Origin of the sequence: Ochrobactrum quorumnocens (genome assembly GCF_002278035.1) — a bacterium.
Lineage (GTDB): Bacteria > Pseudomonadota > Alphaproteobacteria > Rhizobiales > Rhizobiaceae > Brucella > Brucella quorumnocens.
Window position 1 is genome coordinate 1,461,790 of sequence record NZ_CP022604.1, and the last position, 18,551, is coordinate 1,480,340.

The window sequence follows — 18,551 nt, forward strand, 5'->3', positions numbered from 1 at the left end:
ATTTCCGTGACATTTCCGGCCCCCAACCGGATATCCCAGCCTTTAAAAATAGTGTAGCAATCGCCACAATGGACGGATCGTCAAAACCGTTTTGACACAACTGTAAAATTAGACACTATTGTCCAAACCGTCAAGTCGTCTTATGTTAAAGATATGAAACCTACTGACATGCTCGATATCGCCGTTCTATCGGATAGACCCGCTACCCTTCCCAAAGGGGTGAGTTCCACGGTCATCAAGCCGGGGCAATGCATGAAGCGCGACTTCATTCTTTGCGCTGCTGCTCGCGTTTTTTATCGCGATGGCTTTCAGGGTGCGAGTATCGATCTGATTGCCAGTGAGGCCGGTGTATCTCGCCAGACGATCTATAATCACTATCGTGATAAAGAAGCACTGTTGGCGGCCGTTGTGGATGACGCTTTCGACAGGATGATGTCGAGCCTTTTTGCTGTCCTCGCAACCTTTCCGCAATCGAGCGAAAATCTTGAAGACGACCTTATCGCCTTCTCCATCAGGATGAGTCGCAATTGCGTTTATGATCCCTCGACTGCATTTTTACGCAAAGTGTTTCAATCCGACGAGGACGCTCTTCCACTGGGTGCAAAGCTTTGCAGCACAAAAGGCCCCGCACAAGGTGTGCCCGCTATTGCAGCCCATCTGGCGCGACTTGCTCTTGCGGGCGATTTGCTGATCGAAGACCCAGACCTTGCTGCCCGTCACTATCTGGCGCTTATCAATGCCGATATCCATTACCATCTCCTGACAGGCCAAAGCATCGACGATTCCATAATTGAGCAAAGCTCGATAAATGGCGTGCGTACATTTCTGATGGCTTTTGGTAAGCGCTCATAAGCTGCGTACTTTGCCTTTCAGCATCGTCAAATTCGCGCCCTGACTGCTCTTTCAGTCCCACCATCGTGGGAGTTGAGCTTTTTCACGATATAATTTTCAATTCCCCTGAGAACAAACTTGACATCAACCCGCGAATCCGTGGGATAAGCAAAATATGGTACAGGACCTGATCCGTTATGATATTCTAGCTCAGGAAGCCCTACGTGGCGTCATTCGCAAGGTTCTTGCGGAAGTGGCGACGACTGGCTTGCCTGGAAACCACCACTTCTTCATCACGTTCCTCACGGGAGCGCCTGGTGTACGCATTTCATCGCGCCTCAAGGAAAAATATCCTGAGCAGATGACAGTCGTGTTGCAGCACCAGTTCTGGGACATGCTGGTTACGGACCAGCTGTTTGAAATCGGCCTTTCCTTCGGCGATGTGCCTGAAAAGCTGACAGTCCCCTTCGCCGCTATTCGCGGTTTCTATGACCCATCAGTGAATTTCGAGCTGGAATTCGATGTGTCCGTTGTCCAGCCGACGAGCGACAATGATGAAGGCAGCAATATTTCTTCGATTGAGCTGATCTCCTCTGAGGAAGCTCCGGCAAAGTCGCCGAAATCAAAATCCAAGCCGCGTAAGACTGCGGCTGAGAAGGAAGATGCTGCCGCCAAGGATAAAGAAGCAGCTGACGGAGAAGATACGGAACCCAAGCCGTCTGCAGATGTTGTCTCGCTCGACTCCTTCCGCAAAAAGTAAGTCTTATCTTATTCTGAAACATTCTATGCGCCGGTAGAAGAAACTTCTGCCGGCGTTTTGCTTTTTGTGTTTTTAAAATTTCTAACTCGTCATCGGCCATCGCATGGTAATTGACTTTAATCAAAGCGTGCAGATTATTATTCTGTAAATACTGGAGCACATCCGAAAAGTGGGAACGGGTTTTCGGAACAAGATGTGCGTAAAAACAAAAGATAGAGCATTTCTAATGATTCAATTTAAACTGGAAATGTTCTGGCTCGACGGCAACTCATCTGGATCGGTTTTAATATGCTGCGTTTAATAGCTCAAATTGTCTTATGGTTTAGCGGCATCGTTGCGGGCTTCTTTGTCGCCAAAGACGCGCCGAATTTTCCGCTGTGGCAGATGACTTTCGGACTACTTCTGCTCGTGATACTTTCACTGCTGATATGGTGGTTCACCAATCCGAAAACCCCAGAAAAGTAGAAGCGTCGAGGCCGTTATCCCTCTGGCGGCTTAGCTACAGCAGGCATTCATGAGTGAGATCATCAATCTGCGCCAGTTCAAAAAGAACAAGGCGCGTGCCTCCAAGGAAAAGCAAGCTGAACAGAACAGAGTTCTGTTTGGCAGGACCAAGGCCGAGAAAGATTTCGCGCAAGCAGAAACCCGTAAGACCGAAAACTTTCTCGCAAACAACAAGCTCGATTCGCGCGATAAACCGGATGAGAACACGTGAATCAGTCAGCCCGCTTGCGAAAGCGCTCTGTCACTATTCGCGGCCACGCCACGAGCTACACGCTTGAAGAGCCGTTCTTCGAAATCCTTGAAGAAATAGCACAGAAACGACAGGTTTCCGTGGCATCACTGATTGCCGGGATCGATGGACAGCGTGATCGCACGATCAACCTGTCATCCGCCTTGCGCCTCTATGTTCTCGACTGGCTGAAATCGAGACTTCAGATTTAGAACATAATCCGACCGGAGTGACCCGAGGATCGATAAGATTATGCTTCGAATAAGATGCGGTAGAGCGCCGATCTGCTTCAATCAGATCGAAACGCGCTCTAAGGCTGTGGACTTGGCGCCGTAGTCGGCGATTGCTCCAGATCCTTCAGAAACTCATTTAACGACTGTCCACCCTGCTGCCCGTTGAGCTGAGCTGGCGGATTGCCGCCAACCGCGGGACGCTGTGCCTCGAGAGCGTTTCGTGCAGCCTGTTCGCGTGCTTCGGCTTCCGCCTTGCGACGTGCTTCTTCTTCCAGCCTCAAACGTTCACGCTCCTGCGCATCCGATGAAAGCAGATCAAGCTGACGACGCAGGCGCTGCTTCTCCATGATGCTGGCCTGCATGGCCTCGACGCGTTCCTGTTCCCGCTCAAGCGCGCGCTGCGTTAGGAACTGGACCAACGGCTGACGATCGAACTGAACCGATGGTTCCTCATAAAACCCACCGATTGAATACCTGAGATTGGCCGCACTGCCAGACTGCGTATCTTCAGCCTGCTTGAAAGAGAAGCTGCCTTCACCGCTCAAACTCAATGTGGAGAGATCCAACTGTAAATCCCCTGCCAGCACCGTGTCACCGGAATTAAAGCTAATCGGTGCCAGTCGGGCAATGCCACCGGCGACAGTGAAATCAAACCGTGCGTTACCAGCAGCAAAGCTTCCCTGACCGACTGCCTTGTCTGCAATCGCCGCAAACTGCTTTGCATCTAGTTGGGAAGCGCCTGCAGGTTGATCGCCCATGGCATCAGCCGCTGTAAGCATCCCCGCGAAAGCATTTTGATCAAGGCCATTGATCGCAAAGTTTTCAACATCTGCACTGCCTGATCCTGCGAGAGATGAAACAAGATCGGCCACGCTCGTACCGCTACCATTCAAAGACAGAGCGGCTTTCACCGTACCTGAGAAGGGATTGCTACCGTCTGGCAGACGGTAAAAATCCTGAAGCGCAGCGCCGCTCCATTTGAGATCGGAGGTCAAAAGCGCAGTCTTATCATTGTTGCGCAGTGAAACATTGCCAACCAGATAGCCGCCGGCCCAATTACCTGTCAGCTCGCCAAGCGTCAGATCATCCATGCCCTTCTGGAGTCGGGTAGAAAAATCGCTCAAAACTCCAAACCCATCCATATGAGCCTGTGCTGCGTTAAGCTTCATATCAATGAGCAACGGCAAGGATGGTCGCACAGAAAATGGTGTCTTTGGCCAGATCGATACTTTTGATGCCTTTACAGGCTCAATAGCCTCCTGCCCCAACATGATCGCTGCCAGACTACCAAGCTCGATAGAAGCCAGTTTGGCCTCACCCTTGATTTGTGGCAGACCGCTATCGGAAAAATTTGCTTCTATGCGCGCAGAAACATCATCTCCGCCGAGCTTGCCAGAAAAGTTCGGAAAGCGAAGAAGGCCTTTTGCAAACTGGAAATCGCTGGAAAGATCAGCGGACAGCCCTTCGCCAAATCCCGGCAAAGAATAACCAGCTGTCGCGATAAATGGCTGCAAATCGTCAGATTTCAACTGAGCCTTACCGCTTGCGGCAATATCGCCTCCAACTAGCGAGAGGATGCCATCGGCGGCAGCCGTTCCATCGGGCGCCGTTAGCTTAAGTTGTGTCCGCATACCTGCGCTCGGCGCACCCTGCATGGTTAAATCCGCCGTCAACTCACCAGCAAGCCCCAAAGGCAGTGACGGCAGGCCCAGAAGCGCGAGAACAGTTTCTCCGTTCTGAGATGTTGCAGTTCCGTTCAGCTGCATCTGCATCGGATCACTCTCGGAACTCCCGCCACTCGTGGTGCCTGAGAGATCCAGCTTCATCCCGCCCGCTTTGCCGGTCACGCTGAAAGATGCTTCACCGCCCTTGGCGGGGGTCTTTGTGTTCGCTTCTTTGGTCCGCGCACTCTTGTCTGTGCCAGCATTCTTGCCAGCACTGTTGTTTGCAGAAGCGACTGGCGCAGCATCACCATTCGGCGCTGCGACTGCATTGGCAATAATGTTAATTTCGGTGTCATCAAACAGGCCCGGATAATTGTCCGCACGTGCCGAAAGCGACCTGAAAAATGGGATTTGTGGATGACGATGCGCGACCAGCGTCAGAAAATGCGACAGATCTGCAGACAGCAAAGTCGCATCCAGCGTACCTGACGGCGCAGACGCAAACGGCTCATAGGCACCCGTCGCCGTTAAAGTCGTACCGGCTACATCGTTGACCATCAGGCGATCAAAATCAAAACGTCCACCATGCACGCGCACGGCAAGATCAACACTACCTGCTTCCATATCCTCGTACTGAACTGGCCCTACCTTGAAACCGATATCAAGCGCCTGCCCTTCAAGAGAAGCCATGCCATGACCGCTTGAGAAAAAGCCTGTAAAGGCCCGCAACGCATCGCTATCGACTGCGCCACCATGAAGCCTAAGCGTAACAGCTGGCTCAGCAGAGCCAGCGACTTGTCGCAGGAAGCTGCCTTTCAGCGACGTTTGCCCCAATCCGACTTCAAGTTCGTCAATACTCTGCATGCCATCACGCAGATCGACGTTGCCGGAAAAGCCGACGCTATCAAGTTTGCGGATCGATTCATCGACAGTCTCATTGAGCCATGAGGCAAGTCCTGATGGCTGGCGCGAAGCCACAAGCATATCGCCTGCAAAGCCAAAATCCTCACCAACAGAAAGCTTGCCCTTTGCTTCAACCTTCGTGCGTCCCGGCAGATCAGCGGAAAACTGGCGGATATTCCAGCCGTTGCCGTCAGGGCCTGCACTGATCGTCACGGAGCGAATTGTGGTGCCACCGGCAATCACCGCAGGCAAACGCAGTTCCACGTTGCCGGGCATTCCGGGGATTGGTAATTGTTCAAGCATACGGCGGACAAGTGCCACACGATCACCGAGCGGCACGGGTGTAACAGCCTGCTGGTCTTCCGTGGTTTCGACGGGACCCCAGAAAATCTGCTGTCCATCGGCGCTGATATCAAAACGCGGCGTGTCGCCGTAATCAATAAATGCCTTGCCGTTTACCACATAAGGATTATCGGCAGGCCCTTGTTCCATACGGAATTCGCGGGCATCAAACCGGCTTCTGTCCGCCTCGAACTTGCCCGACAGCCGTAAATCGCTAAAAAACGGCTTCTCAGTTGGTGTCTTCTGATTTTTGGTATTCAGTGCAACGGCATCCGCCGAACGAAGCGAGAAGTTGCCTGCATAGTTGAGACGCCCCTCCTTCAAAGTAATATCGCCATCTGTTTCAAAGGATGCGGGAATTGCATCGGGAGAAATACGTGCCCGCAGTCGCAACGAACCATCGGGCTTTGCCTCACCACTGTTGAGATCAAGCGCGAGCTTCTGCCCTTCAATATCCAAAGTACCATTGGCCTGCCAGGGCCCGGAAAGACTATTCGCAGACATCACCGCATTGATAGATGTCGCCGTATGAAGACGTCCGCTTGCTTCATCATGTAGGGTCGCTGTGCCGTCCAGAATTGAAAGCCGCTCGACCTTGATATGGGCCGGATCAATTGGCGTGGAAGGACGAATTGCCCAATCCACCTTACCGTCCTTATCGAGGGAAACAATGGCCTGCGGGCGCTCAACGCGCATATCGAAAATCAAGAGCTGGCCGCGCAGAAACGGCATCAATTCTGCATCCATCGAAAACGTATCAACCGTCATCACCGGACGGGCGACATCACCTACGCGGACATCGGAAAATGCCACAGAAGGAAAAGGCAGTAGACGCGCACTCACATCACCCGTCACATGCACCGGACGGCCAAGTACCCGGCTTGCTTCACGTTCGAAATCGGCACGGTAGCCGCTCCAGTCAACAAAGGGCGGCACGACAAGCGCTGCCGTCAAAAGCAACACCAAAAGCCCTCCGACGATGACGAATATGCGGCCCAAGAAAAAACTCCGGTATTGTGCGAATTTCAGAATTACACGAAAACAAACGGTGAATCACGCTCTCGTTACAGCGCAACATAAAGCATGAGCCCGGAAAGTGTGAAATGCTTTTCGGGTCTAATCATATTTCTGCAAAAACGACATCAGTCCGGCGATAACAAGGCCCGGCGATAACAAGACAAAGTGCCTCACGCCGAGCCGAATTAAAAACCTGATTGAATCAACGTCTGAAAAACGCTCACCAAACCGCTGATTTGATTCACGGAATAAGAATCTTGCCGGGGTTCATAATATTGTCCGGATCAAGCGATTTCTTGATCATGCGCATGTAATCAGTCGCCTCGCCAAGCTCCATGGGGAGGTATTTCATCTTGCCCTGGCCGATACCGTGCTCGCCCGTGCAAGTGCCTTCCATAGCCAGAGCGCGCTTGACCAGTCGATCCATGAACTCTTCCGCCCGCGCCATTTCCGCTGCGTCATCCGTATCGAGTAGCAGAAGAAGATGGAAATTACCGTCGCCGACATGGCCGACCACCGGGGCGATCAGTCCGCTTTCAGCCAAGTCTTTTTCGGTCTCTGCGATGCAATCGGCAAGGCGCGAAATCGGTACGCAAACATCCGTCGAGACACCCTTGGCACCCGGACGCAGAAGGAAGGAGGCCAGATAGGCATCATGCCGCGCACGCCATAGCCGGTCGCGCTCTTCAGGATCATTGGTCCAGCGAAATTCACCTCCGCCATTTTCGGCAGCAATTTCACCAAAAATTTCCGCCTGCTCAGCAACGCCGGTTTCCGTGCCGTGAAACTCTACGAACAAATAGGGTTGTGCTTCATAAGGCAGTTTGGAATGCAGGATCAACGCTTCCATCTGAAGCTTGTTGACCAGCTCAATGCGTGCCACCGGAATACCCATCTGAATGGTTTCGATCACTGCACGGCAGGCCGATTCAACATCGGGGAATGGACAGATGCCGCCCGATACTGCCTGCGGGATGCCCTGCAGTTTCAAAGTAAGCTCGGTGATAATGCCGAGCGTACCTTCCGAGCCAATCAAAAGTCTGGTGAGATCGTAACCCGCTGCGGTCTTCTTCACGCGCTTCGATGTTTCGATCAGGCGACCATCCGGCATGACAGCTTTGAGCGCCATTACGTTTTCGCGCATGGTGCCATAGCGAACCGCATTTGTACCGGAAGCGCGTGTAGAAGCCATGCCGCCAAGCGTTGCATTCGCACCCGGATCAATGGGGAAGAAAAGCCCTGTATCGCGCAGATATTCATTCAACTCGCGTCGCGTAATGCCCGGCTCTATCACACAATCGAGGTCTTCTGCATGAACCGCCAGAACACGATTCATCCCAGTCAAATCGATCGACACGCCACCGGCAGGTGCATTTACCTGGCCCTCAAGCGAGGAACCGGCACCAAATGCGATCACCGGCACCTTATGCTCGGCGCAGATGTGAACGACATCCTGCACGTCTTGTGTTGTCTGTGCGAAAATGACGATGTCGGGTGCCTGCGTCGGCACATATGTCGTCGTGTGGCCATGCTGCTCGCGGATTGCCTGCCCGGTCTGGGCGCGTTCACCAAAACGTTGTTTCAGGATAGCAACAGCGGCTGCAATGCCCTCCTCATTTCGCTGAAGGGCAACCACATTCTGAAGCGACATCGTTCATTCTCCGTATTTCAATTTTCAAACAGCGGTCAAAGCCAGCGCGACCGGGTCCTGTCCCAGATGCTCGGCAATGGCCCGCACGACAAGGTTATGATCTTCGCGTTGCGGCAGACCAGAAACAATGGCCGTTCCGATAACGCCCGCTCCTGCAACATGGATTGGGAAGCCTCCGCCCGCCAATGCATAATCCGCTACATCCAGCGCCTTGTGTGCGGCAAACATTTTGTCGTCGCGGTTCTGCTCCAGAACAAGGCGATAGCTCGAAGCATGAAAGCGACGCACCACGTTGAACTTGCGGCGAAGCCATTCCGTGTTATCGACCGTGGTTCCGGCTGTCGCAGCGAAGAACAAACGGCGATCCCAGAGCGATATATCAATGGCGACTGGAAGCTTCTGCTTTACAGCCAGATCACGTATCCGCTGGCCCAACGAAAACGCGTCGTTTTCATTAAAAGACGTGAAAATCAGCGCCTGCTCCTGTCGGATGATCTGCTTGATATCGTCACTCTGCGGCATGATCAATTTTCTCCCCTGAGCACGTCGCGGAAAAGTGGGAACCGGTTTTCCCATAACGACATGCTGAAAATAAAATTTAAAGCGCAGCGCGCTTTAAGCTCAATGTGAGTTCTTTTGCGCCCTCATTCACATGATTGCAACAGGCGAACAGTGTCATCAAACTTGATTGATGGGACACAAGCGGCTAGTGGAACTTTATGGCTCAGAACCCAAATATTGATGTACCCGCAAAAGGTGACCGCATACCGGAGTTTGTGGAAACCGCCGTCTTTAAACGCGATGTATTTTCCGAAACTCGCGCAGGCTATTTTGCAGGCGAACCCGACACACGTATCATCCGTCGTGTGGTCAGCGCTGCACCATGGTGGTCGAAGCCGCTTGCATGGGTTCTGGCGCGGCGCGAAATCCGTGGCCTTAAGACCGTGCGCGGCATCGAAGGTGTTCCACAGCTTCTTTATACCGACCGCGATGGGCTCTATCGTTCGTGGACGGAAGGCACACCGCTGCATCTTGCGCGTCCATCCGATCCAAAATGGTATCGTACAGCACACCGTATTCTACGCGACATGCGGCGCCTTGGCGTTACACATAATGACCTTGCGAAGCCGCAAAACTGGCTTATGACGCCAGAAGGCGAAGCAGCCGTCATTGATTTCCAGCTTGCAAGCGTGCATCGTCGTCGTGGTGCGTTTTATCGCCTGCTGGCCTATGAAGATTTTCGCCATCTCATCAAGCAGAAGCGCGCCTTTGCTGCCGATCTGATGACGCCGACCGAGAAGCGCATTCTTGCACGCCGTTCGCTGCCGTCGCGTATCTGGCTGGCAACCGGCAAGAAGGTTTATAATTTCGTCACCCGCGGTATCTTCAATTGGTCAGATGGTGAAGGCACAGGCGACCGGATCGACAATGAAGGCCCAACCATCATGGCCACCCTCAAATCCGATCCGCGCGTAAAGGATGTGGCGCTGGCGCTTTATTCGCTGCCAGCGAAAGGCGTTGGCCTTTATGCATTCGTTGAAACGCTGGATGCGGACGAAAAGAGCCTGCGCGCGCGCCTCAAAGGCACCAAACTCGAACTCATCCAGCCGGTAGCACATTTACCGCGTCGGGCTGATGGTACGATCCGCGATGACATCCTTCGTCTGATCGCAATGAACCAGATGACAGAACTCGACGACCTGCTCAGTCGCGAGCCGGAAATGCGTGGTCTGGTCGAAGCTCTGGCTTCACACCGCCTCAATTTTACCGACCGCCGCGTCACGCAGCTCGAATAGTTTAACGCTTTCGCTGGTTTTTCATCGGCGAATCACTACATTCGGTAGCAATGTCCGATTTCCCTGATGATATGCCGTTCTTCGGCGATGAAGCACCGGTTGACCGCACACCTACGGCTGGCGGAATTGCCGCGCGAGCCATGGCAGCGCGCAACCAGCAACGCGGTGAACCCGATTATTTGCAGGGGCTAAACCCTGAACAGCGCCAGGCCGTTCTGACCACCGAAGGTCCGGTTCTGGTTCTTGCGGGTGCAGGCACTGGCAAGACGCGCGTGCTCACCACACGCATTGCGCATATTCTGACGACTGGCCTTGCCTATCCAAGCCAGATCCTTGCAGTGACCTTTACCAACAAGGCTGCGCGCGAGATGAAAGAGCGTATCGGCCATTTAGTCGGTGGCGCCGTTGAAGGAATGCCATGGCTCGGCACGTTCCACTCTATCGGTGTGAAGCTTTTGCGCCGTCATGCGGAACTGGTGAACCTCACTTCTGATTTCACCATTCTCGATACCGACGATGTGATCCGGTTGATCAAGCAGCTTATTCAGGCCGAAGGTCTGGACGATAAGCGCTGGCCGGCTCGCACTTTCGCCAACATGATCGATGGATGGAAGAACAAAGGCTTTGGCCCTGCAGATATTCCGGAAGGCGATGCGCGTTCGTTCGGCAACGGAAAAGGTCGCGAACTTTATCATGCCTATCAGGAACGCTTACGCACCCTGAACGCCTGCGATTTTGGTGATCTGTTGCTGCATCCAATCCGCATTTTCCGCGCGCATCCGGATATCCTGCGCGAATATCATGCGAAGTTCCGTTACATTCTGGTGGACGAATATCAGGACACCAACACCGCCCAATATATGTGGCTTCGCCTGCTTGCTCAGCGACCGCAATCAAGGACGACGGCACCAGTGCGAGCCGGTGATCAAAGCGAACTCGGCGCGAGCGAAAACAAAGTAAACTTGTGCTGCGTTGGTGACGACGATCAGTCGATCTATGGCTGGCGTGGTGCGGAAGTGGATAACATTCTCCGCTTCGATAAGGATTTCCCTGGCGCAGTGGTTATCAAGCTTGAGCGCAACTATCGCTCGACAGCGCATATTCTTGGCACAGCCGCTCATCTGATCGCGCACAATGAAGGACGCCTCGGTAAGACACTTTTCACCGAAGCACCAAATCCCGACGATCCGAAAGTCAAAATCCACGCCGCTTGGGATTCTGAGGAAGAAGCCCGTGCAGTTGGCGAAGCGATCGAACAGGCGCAGCGACAGGGCCATTTGCTCAACAACATGGCGATCCTCGTGCGCGCATCGTTCCAGATGCGCGAATTTGAAGATCGCTTCGTGACGCTCGGCCTCAATTACCGGGTTATCGGTGGTCCGCGTTTCTATGAACGCCTCGAAATCCGCGATGCAATGGCTTATTTGCGCGTCGTGGCCCAACCCGCAGACGATCTGGCCCTTGAGCGCATCATCAACACGCCGAAACGTGGCCTTGGTGAGGCAGCAATCCGTCAGGTGCATGACTATGCCCGTGCACGTGACATTTCGATGTTTGCTGCCGCCTGCGATCTGGTGGAAACCGAAGAACTGAAGCCCAAGCCACGCTCGGCTCTGCGCGAAGTGGTCGATAATTTCCGCCGCTGGCAGTCGCTCATCGACAATACCCCGCATACGGAACTAGCAGAAAACATTCTGGATGAGTCTGGCTACACCGCCATGTGGCAGAACGACAAATCGGCAGAAGCACCGGGACGTCTCGAGAACCTCAAGGAACTTATCCGTTCCATGGAGGAATATGAGAGCCTGCGCGGTTTCCTTGAGCATGTCGCGCTCGTCATGGATGCTGAGAAGAACGAAGATATGGATGCCGTCAACATCATGACGCTCCATTCCGCAAAGGGTCTGGAATTTGAAACCGTCTTTCTGCCCGGTTGGGAAGAAGGACTGTTTCCGCACCAGCGCGCACTGGATGAAGGCGGACGTTCAGGCCTGGAAGAAGAACGCCGTCTTGCCTATGTGGGCGTGACACGGGCCAAAAGGAACCTGCATATCTGGTTCGTTTCCAACCGTCGTATCCATGGCATGTGGCAATCGACCATTCCGTCACGCTTTCTGGAAGAGCTTCCTGAGCCGCATGTGGAAGTGGCCGAGATGGAAGGCAACTACGGTGGCTATGGCAATAGCGGTTATGGACAGTCGCGCTTCGACAAGGCCGATCCGTTCCAGAACACCTATTCAACGCCCGGCTGGCAGCGCGCGCAACAGAACCGCACGGAAGCGACGCGTAACAATTGGGGCTCACGTTCCGGTAGCAAGGTAGAACGCATCGGATATGGCGAGACGGATTCCGGCTTTGGTGCCGGTCGTGGTTCTGTCAAAGGCCGCACGATTGACGGTGAACTGGTTGCGAAATCGGTAGCCGACAAGCCGTCAGACTATTTCGTTGGCGACCGCGTGTTCCACATCAAGTTTGGCAATGGAACAATCGCAACAATCGACGGCAACAAGCTCACCATCGATTTCGACAAAGCTGGCCAAAAGCGTGTTCTCGACAGCTTCGTCCAGCGCGCATAATCCCTAAGATAAGAACAGCCGGGCCTACTCCGGCTTTCCTTGTTCCCAAGTTACATCACCCTTGAAAAGCGGAACGGTTGAGAGCGATGTCTTGGCCGATCCGTCCTGCACCTGCGTAGCGTGTGCGAGATACAGCAACGTATTGTTTTTCTGATCGTAGATGCGCGTGATGACCAGCTTCTTCCAGATCAGGCTCGTACGCTCTGAAAAGACCCGCTCGCCACCCTTGCCGAGCTTGATGTCGCCAATGGTAATCGGGCCGGATTGCTCGCAGGAAATGGAGGCGTTCGAAGGATTTTCAAACCAGTTGCCTTTTTGCAATCGGTCGATCATCCCGCGTGAGAACGATGCGAGATAACAGGTTACGCCCTGCACTTTCGGGTCCTGCACGGCATCTACCACAATGTCATTACCAAGCCAGTCAACACCAACCTGGCCAACCTCCTCGGCAGAAACAGCTGCTGAGGCACCGAGCAGTAACATCGGTGCAACTAGGAATCCGGCAAGCTTACTCAATTTGGACATTCGATATCTCCAACAATCTCCACACGACAAGTGGAGAAGCAAATCAGGCAATGCAAGACGGCCGCACTTAAAGCGTGTCGCGTTTGATCATAATATTGCGACACGCTTTAATTCTTTGTTTTCAAGCACGAGTTTATCCCAAAAATGGTTCCGACTTTTGGGAGTCATGCTTAATCGCCCCATTTCTCCAGAAATGCTTCGATTTCAAGTGCCTGAATATCCGGTACTGCCTCATAGAGCTTTTCCACCGGCCAATCCCACCAGCAAAGTTTTAGCAGTTTATCGATAATTTTCTCGTCAAAGCGCTTACGGATGATACGCGCAGGAACGCCCCCGACCACATGATAAGGCGCTACATCTTTTGTCACCACAGCATTGGCGCCGATCACTGCGCCATGACCAATTGTCACGTCCGGAGTAATCACTGCGCCATGGCCGATCCACACGTCATTTCCGATTGTGACACGCTTCGCCTGCCGCCTTGCACGAAAATCACCATCCACACCCAGATAACGGAAATACTCGTTGGGGCGATAACTCACCTTGTGGGTCGTCAGCCGTTCCATTGGATGCTCAAGCGCGTTGATACGCACATTGGCCGCAATCGAGCAAAATTTGCCGATTTCAGCGTAAATCCCCTCGCCGTTTCGTTCAAAATAGGTGAAGTCGCCAACCGTCACTTCACGCAGGATCACGCGCTCGCCAATGTCGGCATAACGGCCCAGTTTCGAAGCTTTAAGCTGTGCTGTTGAATGAATACGGGGTTCGCTATTCTGGAAACGGAGGTCTTCACCCTGCGTCATTTCAAAACTTTCTGAAATCTTTGTATTCTGCTAGACTGAGTTTATCGTTCCAACATCGTTTGCAGCGGCGAGTTAGTGCTTGCATATAAGCGCTTTCCTGTCGCAGATCGATGTAAATTCTAATTAGCGCGCTTATGTGCGATAAACGCAAAACAAAATTCAAGGCTGACTGGACATGAAAAAATTCCTGCCCATCTTCATCTTCGCCTTCATCATCGTAATTGTCGGTGCGGCTGGCTTCAATATGCTGCGTGACCGCAACGCAGCCGACGAGCCTTTCGGCGGATCGTTTAATCTCGTCGCGATGGACGGACAGCCTTTTACTGAAAAAGATCTGCGCGCCACACCTTCTCTGGTTTTCTTCGGCTTCACACATTGCCCGGACGTATGCCCAACCACGCTTTACGAGCTGGACGGCTATCTGAAACAGCTTGGTCCGGAAGCCGCTGATATTAAAGCGTATTTCATCTCTGTAGATCCGGAACGCGATACGCAGGAAATCATGAAAACATACGTCAGCAACGTGTCTGACCGTATCATTGGCGTGACCGGAACGCCTGAAAGCGTCGCTGAAGTGGTGAAGTCTTACCACATCTATGCGAAGAAGGTTCCGACTGAAGATGGCGAATATACCGTGGATCACACGGCTTCCGTGTTTCTGCTCGACAAGGGCGGACGCTTCCGTGGCACTATCGCTTATCAAGAGAATGCAGATACAGCACTGCAAAAGTTGAAGAATCTGGCAAAGGGCCGCGCAAACGGTTAAAGAACTACTCTGAATCTTTTAGAGAGTTTTTACCCATGCCCCAATCACGCCTCTTCTTCTCAGTGGACAAGACGGAAGCAGAACGAATCTATGACATCCTCGAACGCGCGTTCGAGGATGACGGCTTTCCGATCGCGATTACCGAAATCGATGAAGACCGTCAGATTTCTGAAGTTTCCGTCTATACCGAGGACGGGGCTGAAGAGCTTGCAGCACGTATCGACGCCCTGGTCGGCGCGGGCAAGTTTGAAACTGAAGAGCTGCCAGACATTGATTGGGTTACACATTCGCTCGAAGGTCTGAAGCCTGTTCGTGCGGGCCGTTTCTTCGTGCATGGTTCGCATGATCGCGACAAGCTGCAGCCAAACGAAATCCCGATTTTGATCGATGCCGGACTTGCTTTTGGTACTGGCCATCATGGCACCACATCCGGCTGCCTTGAAATGATTGAGGAAGTGGTGGAGCGCGAGCATCCAACCAATGCGCTTGATCTTGGAACGGGAAGCGCAGTGCTAGCAATCGCTATAGCCAAGCTTGCACCGATCCCGGTTCTCGCTACAGATATCGACCCGATTGCAGTCACCGTTGCAGCCGAAAACACCGTTCTCAATGATGTGAGTGAACACGTCATCACAGCGACGGCAGAAGGCTTTGACCATCCGATCTTCCGCTCTTACACACCGTTTGATCTGATCGTCGCCAATATTCTTGCCAATCCTTTGGTGGAACTAGCACCATCACTCAAGTCACATCTGGCACCAAGCGGCTCGATCATCCTTTCGGGCATCCTCGTCAGCCAGCATGATATGGTGCTTGCAGCCTATCAGGCGCAGGGTCTTACCCACGAAAAAACCTTTCATCGCGAAGGCTGGGTCACAATCCACCTCAAATAATGGCCGCCTCAAATAATGGCCACCTGAATTAGTGGCCACCTGAAATAACGCTGCTTTCCTTATTTTTGCGAGTTACGCTCATGGCTTTTCAGACTTTTGATGTAACCACCGATCCGGCCAATGGTGCGCCGCGTGTAGCTTTGCTACGCACGAAGCTGGCCGAGCAAAGCCTTGATGGCTTTCTCGTTCCGCGCGCCGATGAACATCAGGGCGAATATGTACCGCTACGCGCCCAGCGCCTTAGCTGGCTCACAGGCTTTACGGGCTCGGCAGGTGCAGCACTGATCCTGAAAAAACTCGCCTACATTTTCATCGACGGACGTTATGAATTGCAGGTTCGCAATCAGACTGATGGCAATGTATTTTCCTATGAAAGCCTCGTCACCAATCCGCCTGCAAGCTGGCTCGCAGAAAACGGCAAAGGCCTGACGATTGGCTTTGATCCGTGGTTGCACACGATTGCGGAAGCGGCAGCATTGCGCGAAGCTCTGGAAAGCCAAGGCGGCAAGCTCGTACCAGTCGCCCAAAATCTGGTTGATCTCATCTGGGATGATCAGCCGGAAGTGCCTCTTGCGCCGGTCACTATTCAGCCTGCCCGCTTTGCTGGCCATGAAGCAGAAGACAAGATCAAGGAGATGCAGAAGGCCGTGGCAAGCACGGGCGCAAGCGCGACCGTGCTGACCGACCCGTCATCCGTCGCATGGGTGTTTAACATTCGCGGAAAAGACGTCTCCAATACACCCCTTCCATTGAGTTTTGCGATCATCCCGGCAGAAGGTGAGCCTGAATTGTTCATTGACGAGCGAAAGCTTGCCATCGAACCTCGCGCCTATCTCACGCAGCTCGCCACACTTTGCGAACCGTCCAAGCTTGAAGGCCACCTGAGCGCGCGGGCAGCACAAGGCGAAACCATCCTGCTTGATCCGGCATTAGCTGCAGAAAAGTTGCGCCTTGCAGTTGAAGCCGCTGGTGGTAGCGTGATCCACGGCAAGGACCCCGCCCGCCTGCCCCGCGCAATTAAGAACAAGGCTGAACTCGACGGCTCCCGCTCCGCCCACGAGCGTGATGGCGTGGCCATGGTCAGTTTCCTGTCCTGGCTTGACGGTAAGACACCTGGCACAGTTGATGAAATCGCGGCCGCGCAGCAACTGGAAGCAAGCCGCGACAAGGCTGGTCGCGATTTCCAGATGCCGCTCGAAGAGCTTTCCTTCGATTCGATTTCCGGAGCAGGCCCAGACGGCGCAATTATCCATTATCGCGTCAACACCGATACCAATCGCAAACTCGAAGATGGTGAGCTTTATCTGATCGATTCTGGTGCACAATATCGCGACGGCACAACCGACATCACCCGCACGGTTGCAATCGGCACTATCAAACCTGAAACGATCCGTTCTTTCACGCTTGTTCTCAAAGGCATGATTGCGATCACTACCGCACGTTTCCCGAAAGGCACGCGCGGACAGGACATCGACGTGCTGGCGCGAATTGCACTTTGGAAACAAGGCTTTGATTATGCGCACGGCACCGGTCACGGCGTCGGTAGCTACCTCTCGGTCCATGAAGGCCCACAGAGCATTTCCAAGAAAGGCGCACACGAGCTTCTGCCCGGCATGATCCTTTCCAACGAACCGGGCTACTACAAGCCGGGCGTTTACGGTATCCGCATCGAAAACCTGATCATCGTGAAAGAAGCGGAAGTGCCAGCAGGCGGTGATCTGCCGATGATGAGCTTTGAAACGCTCACCTTCTGCCCCATCGACCGCCGCCTGATCGACAAAACACTACTCACACAGGAAGAGCTTGACTGGTTGAACGCCTATCATGCAAGGGTGCGTGAGAAGCTTATCGGTCATCTCGATGGCGCGCAGGCCAAGTGGCTAGAGACGGCAACGGCTGCTCTTTAAAATTAGGCCGGAAAGAAGTGGCGTAGCGCGATCAACAGCGCTGCGCCCGTAAAAAACATCGTCATCATGCCAACGCGCAATGACAGCAAAACGCAGAAGACGAGCACGAGCAGTTCGCGCCAACCATGATCCGATGCAGGTGCTGCAACGATTGCCGTCAAAACTGCAGCAGGCACTGCATTCAATGCCGCTTCGACGCGATAATGCACACGCTCAAATCGCGATAAAATCAGGTGTCCGCCGACGCGGGTGAGATAGGTGCAGACCGCACCTGCAAGAATGATCCAGATCGTCGTTGACATGGTTTCAAGCCTCCCCTGTTTGCGGCTTTGCGAGGATGGCTGCAAGCGAAACACCACCTACGGCACCCAGCGTCACGTGCCACGGCGAGCCGACAAGTTTATAGGCAACCACAGCACAAATAGCGCTGACGATAACCACCGGCCACCAGTGCTCGCGATGGCGGAAACTCATCACCATGCCAAGAAAATAGATCGGCAGCAGGAAGTCGATGCCGAGCGCATAGGGATCAGAAATCAGATTGCCGAACAGCGCCCCTATAAGCGTTTCAAGCAGCCAGCAGACATAGATCGTGAGGCCCAAGCCCATATACCAGGCAAAGCTGATCTTCTTCCCCGCCTCGGCGCGGATTTCAACCTCGGCATATTGTGGATCAACCAGTAGAAAAAAAGCTGCCGCTTTCTGCATGAATGTGAAATGGCGGATACGCCGCCCGACCGTCGCAGAATAAAGCACATGGCGGAAATTAACCGCAAAGATCGACAGAACAATCATCCATGGCGCAATGTTCTGGCCGAAAAGATCGAGCCCGACCATCTGGCTCGCACCCGCATAGAGCATCGCACTCATAAACACGGCTTCGCTGATCGACAGACCGTTATCGAGCGCTACAGCACCGAACAACAAGCCAAACGGGGCGCCTGCGGCAACAATGGGAACACCTCGTTTGACGCCGACCCAAAAATCGTTGCGTGCTGAAGCCGGTGCCGACCGAAAACCCTGATCCACAAAAATCACTCCTCAATCATACCGAGGCGCGGTGCGCGAGCATCTCCGTGCCTTAATATGAGAGTGTGCTTAGGAAATTTTTCGCTAAGTTGAAATCAGTTTTCGCAAAAAATCATACTATA

The 18,551-nt window shown here is 53.4% G+C and carries 16 protein-coding genes; 9 read left to right on the plus strand and 7 right to left on the minus strand.

The genetic code is table 11. The annotated features are described in order from the left end of the window. Nucleotides 1-153: 153 nt before the first annotated feature. From CES85_RS16590 to CES85_RS16605, 4 genes are all read left to right on the plus strand, one after another. The gene (locus CES85_RS16590; RefSeq protein ID WP_095446937.1) at nucleotides 154-852 is read left to right on the plus strand and encodes a TetR/AcrR family transcriptional regulator; all 699 of its coding nucleotides are present in this window, start codon (nucleotides 154-156) and stop codon (nucleotides 850-852) included. 154 nt (nucleotides 853-1,006) lie between these two features. Next, nucleotides 1,007-1,591: an SspB family protein gene (locus tag CES85_RS16595; RefSeq protein ID WP_095446938.1), complete on the plus strand. Its 585-nt coding sequence runs from the start codon at nucleotides 1,007-1,009 to the stop codon at nucleotides 1,589-1,591. A 514-nt stretch (nucleotides 1,592-2,105) separates the two neighbouring features. Beyond that, nucleotides 2,106-2,306: a DUF4169 family protein gene (locus CES85_RS16600; RefSeq protein WP_095446939.1), complete on the plus strand. Its 201-nt coding sequence runs from the start codon at nucleotides 2,106-2,108 to the stop codon at nucleotides 2,304-2,306. Further along, nucleotides 2,303-2,536: a ribbon-helix-helix domain-containing protein gene (locus tag CES85_RS16605; RefSeq protein ID WP_095446940.1), complete on the plus strand. Its 234-nt coding sequence runs from the start codon at nucleotides 2,303-2,305 to the stop codon at nucleotides 2,534-2,536. The genes CES85_RS16600 and CES85_RS16605 overlap by 4 nt, the downstream gene beginning before the upstream one ends. A gap of 98 nt (nucleotides 2,537-2,634) precedes the next feature. On the opposite strand, the gene CES85_RS16610 is transcribed toward CES85_RS16605, so the two are convergent. From CES85_RS16610 to CES85_RS16620, 3 genes are all read right to left on the minus strand, one after another. Next, nucleotides 2,635-6,465, minus strand: a complete 3,831-nt coding sequence (locus CES85_RS16610; RefSeq protein ID WP_095446941.1) for an AsmA family protein — start codon at nucleotides 6,463-6,465, stop codon at nucleotides 2,635-2,637. 259 nt (nucleotides 6,466-6,724) lie between these two features. Continuing rightward, nucleotides 6,725-8,134, minus strand: coding sequence for an FAD-binding oxidoreductase (locus CES85_RS16615; protein ID WP_095446942.1), 1,410 nt, complete (start codon nucleotides 8,132-8,134; stop codon nucleotides 6,725-6,727). 24 nt (nucleotides 8,135-8,158) lie between these two features. Next, nucleotides 8,159-8,656 (minus strand): heme-degrading domain-containing protein, encoded by a 498-nt coding sequence (locus CES85_RS16620; RefSeq protein ID WP_095446943.1) that lies wholly within the window; start codon nucleotides 8,654-8,656, stop codon nucleotides 8,159-8,161. A 197-nt stretch (nucleotides 8,657-8,853) separates the two neighbouring features. Here CES85_RS16620 and CES85_RS16625 point away from each other — a divergent pair, with 197 nt between their 5' ends. Both CES85_RS16625 and CES85_RS16630 read left to right on the plus strand, forming a co-directional pair. Then, nucleotides 8,854-9,930, plus strand: a complete 1,077-nt coding sequence (locus tag CES85_RS16625; RefSeq protein ID WP_095446944.1) for a serine/threonine protein kinase — start codon at nucleotides 8,854-8,856, stop codon at nucleotides 9,928-9,930. A gap of 50 nt (nucleotides 9,931-9,980) precedes the next feature. Beyond that, nucleotides 9,981-12,506, plus strand: a complete 2,526-nt coding sequence (locus CES85_RS16630) for an ATP-dependent helicase (protein WP_095446945.1) — start codon at nucleotides 9,981-9,983, stop codon at nucleotides 12,504-12,506. Nucleotides 12,507-12,530: 24 nt separating this feature from the next. On the opposite strand, the gene CES85_RS16635 is transcribed toward CES85_RS16630, so the two are convergent. Both CES85_RS16635 and CES85_RS16640 read right to left on the minus strand, forming a co-directional pair. Beyond that, entirely contained in the window at nucleotides 12,531-13,031 is a 501-nt protein-coding gene (locus tag CES85_RS16635) for a CreA family protein (protein ID WP_095446946.1), read from the minus strand. A gap of 170 nt (nucleotides 13,032-13,201) precedes the next feature. After that, nucleotides 13,202-13,834, minus strand: a complete 633-nt coding sequence (locus tag CES85_RS16640) for a DapH/DapD/GlmU-related protein (protein ID WP_095446947.1) — start codon at nucleotides 13,832-13,834, stop codon at nucleotides 13,202-13,204. Nucleotides 13,835-14,009: 175 nt separating this feature from the next. Between CES85_RS16640 and CES85_RS16645 the strand changes: the two genes are divergently transcribed. From CES85_RS16645 to CES85_RS16655, 3 genes are all read left to right on the plus strand, one after another. Continuing rightward, the gene (locus CES85_RS16645; protein WP_095446948.1) at nucleotides 14,010-14,600 is read left to right on the plus strand and encodes an SCO family protein; all 591 of its coding nucleotides are present in this window, start codon (nucleotides 14,010-14,012) and stop codon (nucleotides 14,598-14,600) included. A gap of 35 nt (nucleotides 14,601-14,635) precedes the next feature. Continuing rightward, nucleotides 14,636-15,493, plus strand: coding sequence for a 50S ribosomal protein L11 methyltransferase (locus tag CES85_RS16650; RefSeq protein WP_095446949.1), 858 nt, complete (start codon nucleotides 14,636-14,638; stop codon nucleotides 15,491-15,493). A gap of 80 nt (nucleotides 15,494-15,573) precedes the next feature. After that, nucleotides 15,574-17,400: an aminopeptidase P family protein gene (locus tag CES85_RS16655; RefSeq protein WP_095446950.1), complete on the plus strand. Its 1,827-nt coding sequence runs from the start codon at nucleotides 15,574-15,576 to the stop codon at nucleotides 17,398-17,400. Between the two features lie 2 nt (nucleotides 17,401-17,402). On the opposite strand, the gene CES85_RS16660 is transcribed toward CES85_RS16655, so the two are convergent. Then, entirely contained in the window at nucleotides 17,403-17,702 is a 300-nt protein-coding gene (locus tag CES85_RS16660) for an AzlD family protein (RefSeq protein WP_095446951.1), read from the minus strand. Nucleotides 17,703-17,706: 4 nt separating this feature from the next. Beyond that, complete coding sequence (locus CES85_RS16665) at nucleotides 17,707-18,429, minus strand: AzlC family ABC transporter permease (RefSeq protein ID WP_095447928.1); 723 nt, start codon at nucleotides 18,427-18,429, stop codon at nucleotides 17,707-17,709. Nucleotides 18,430-18,551: the final 122 nt, after the last annotated feature.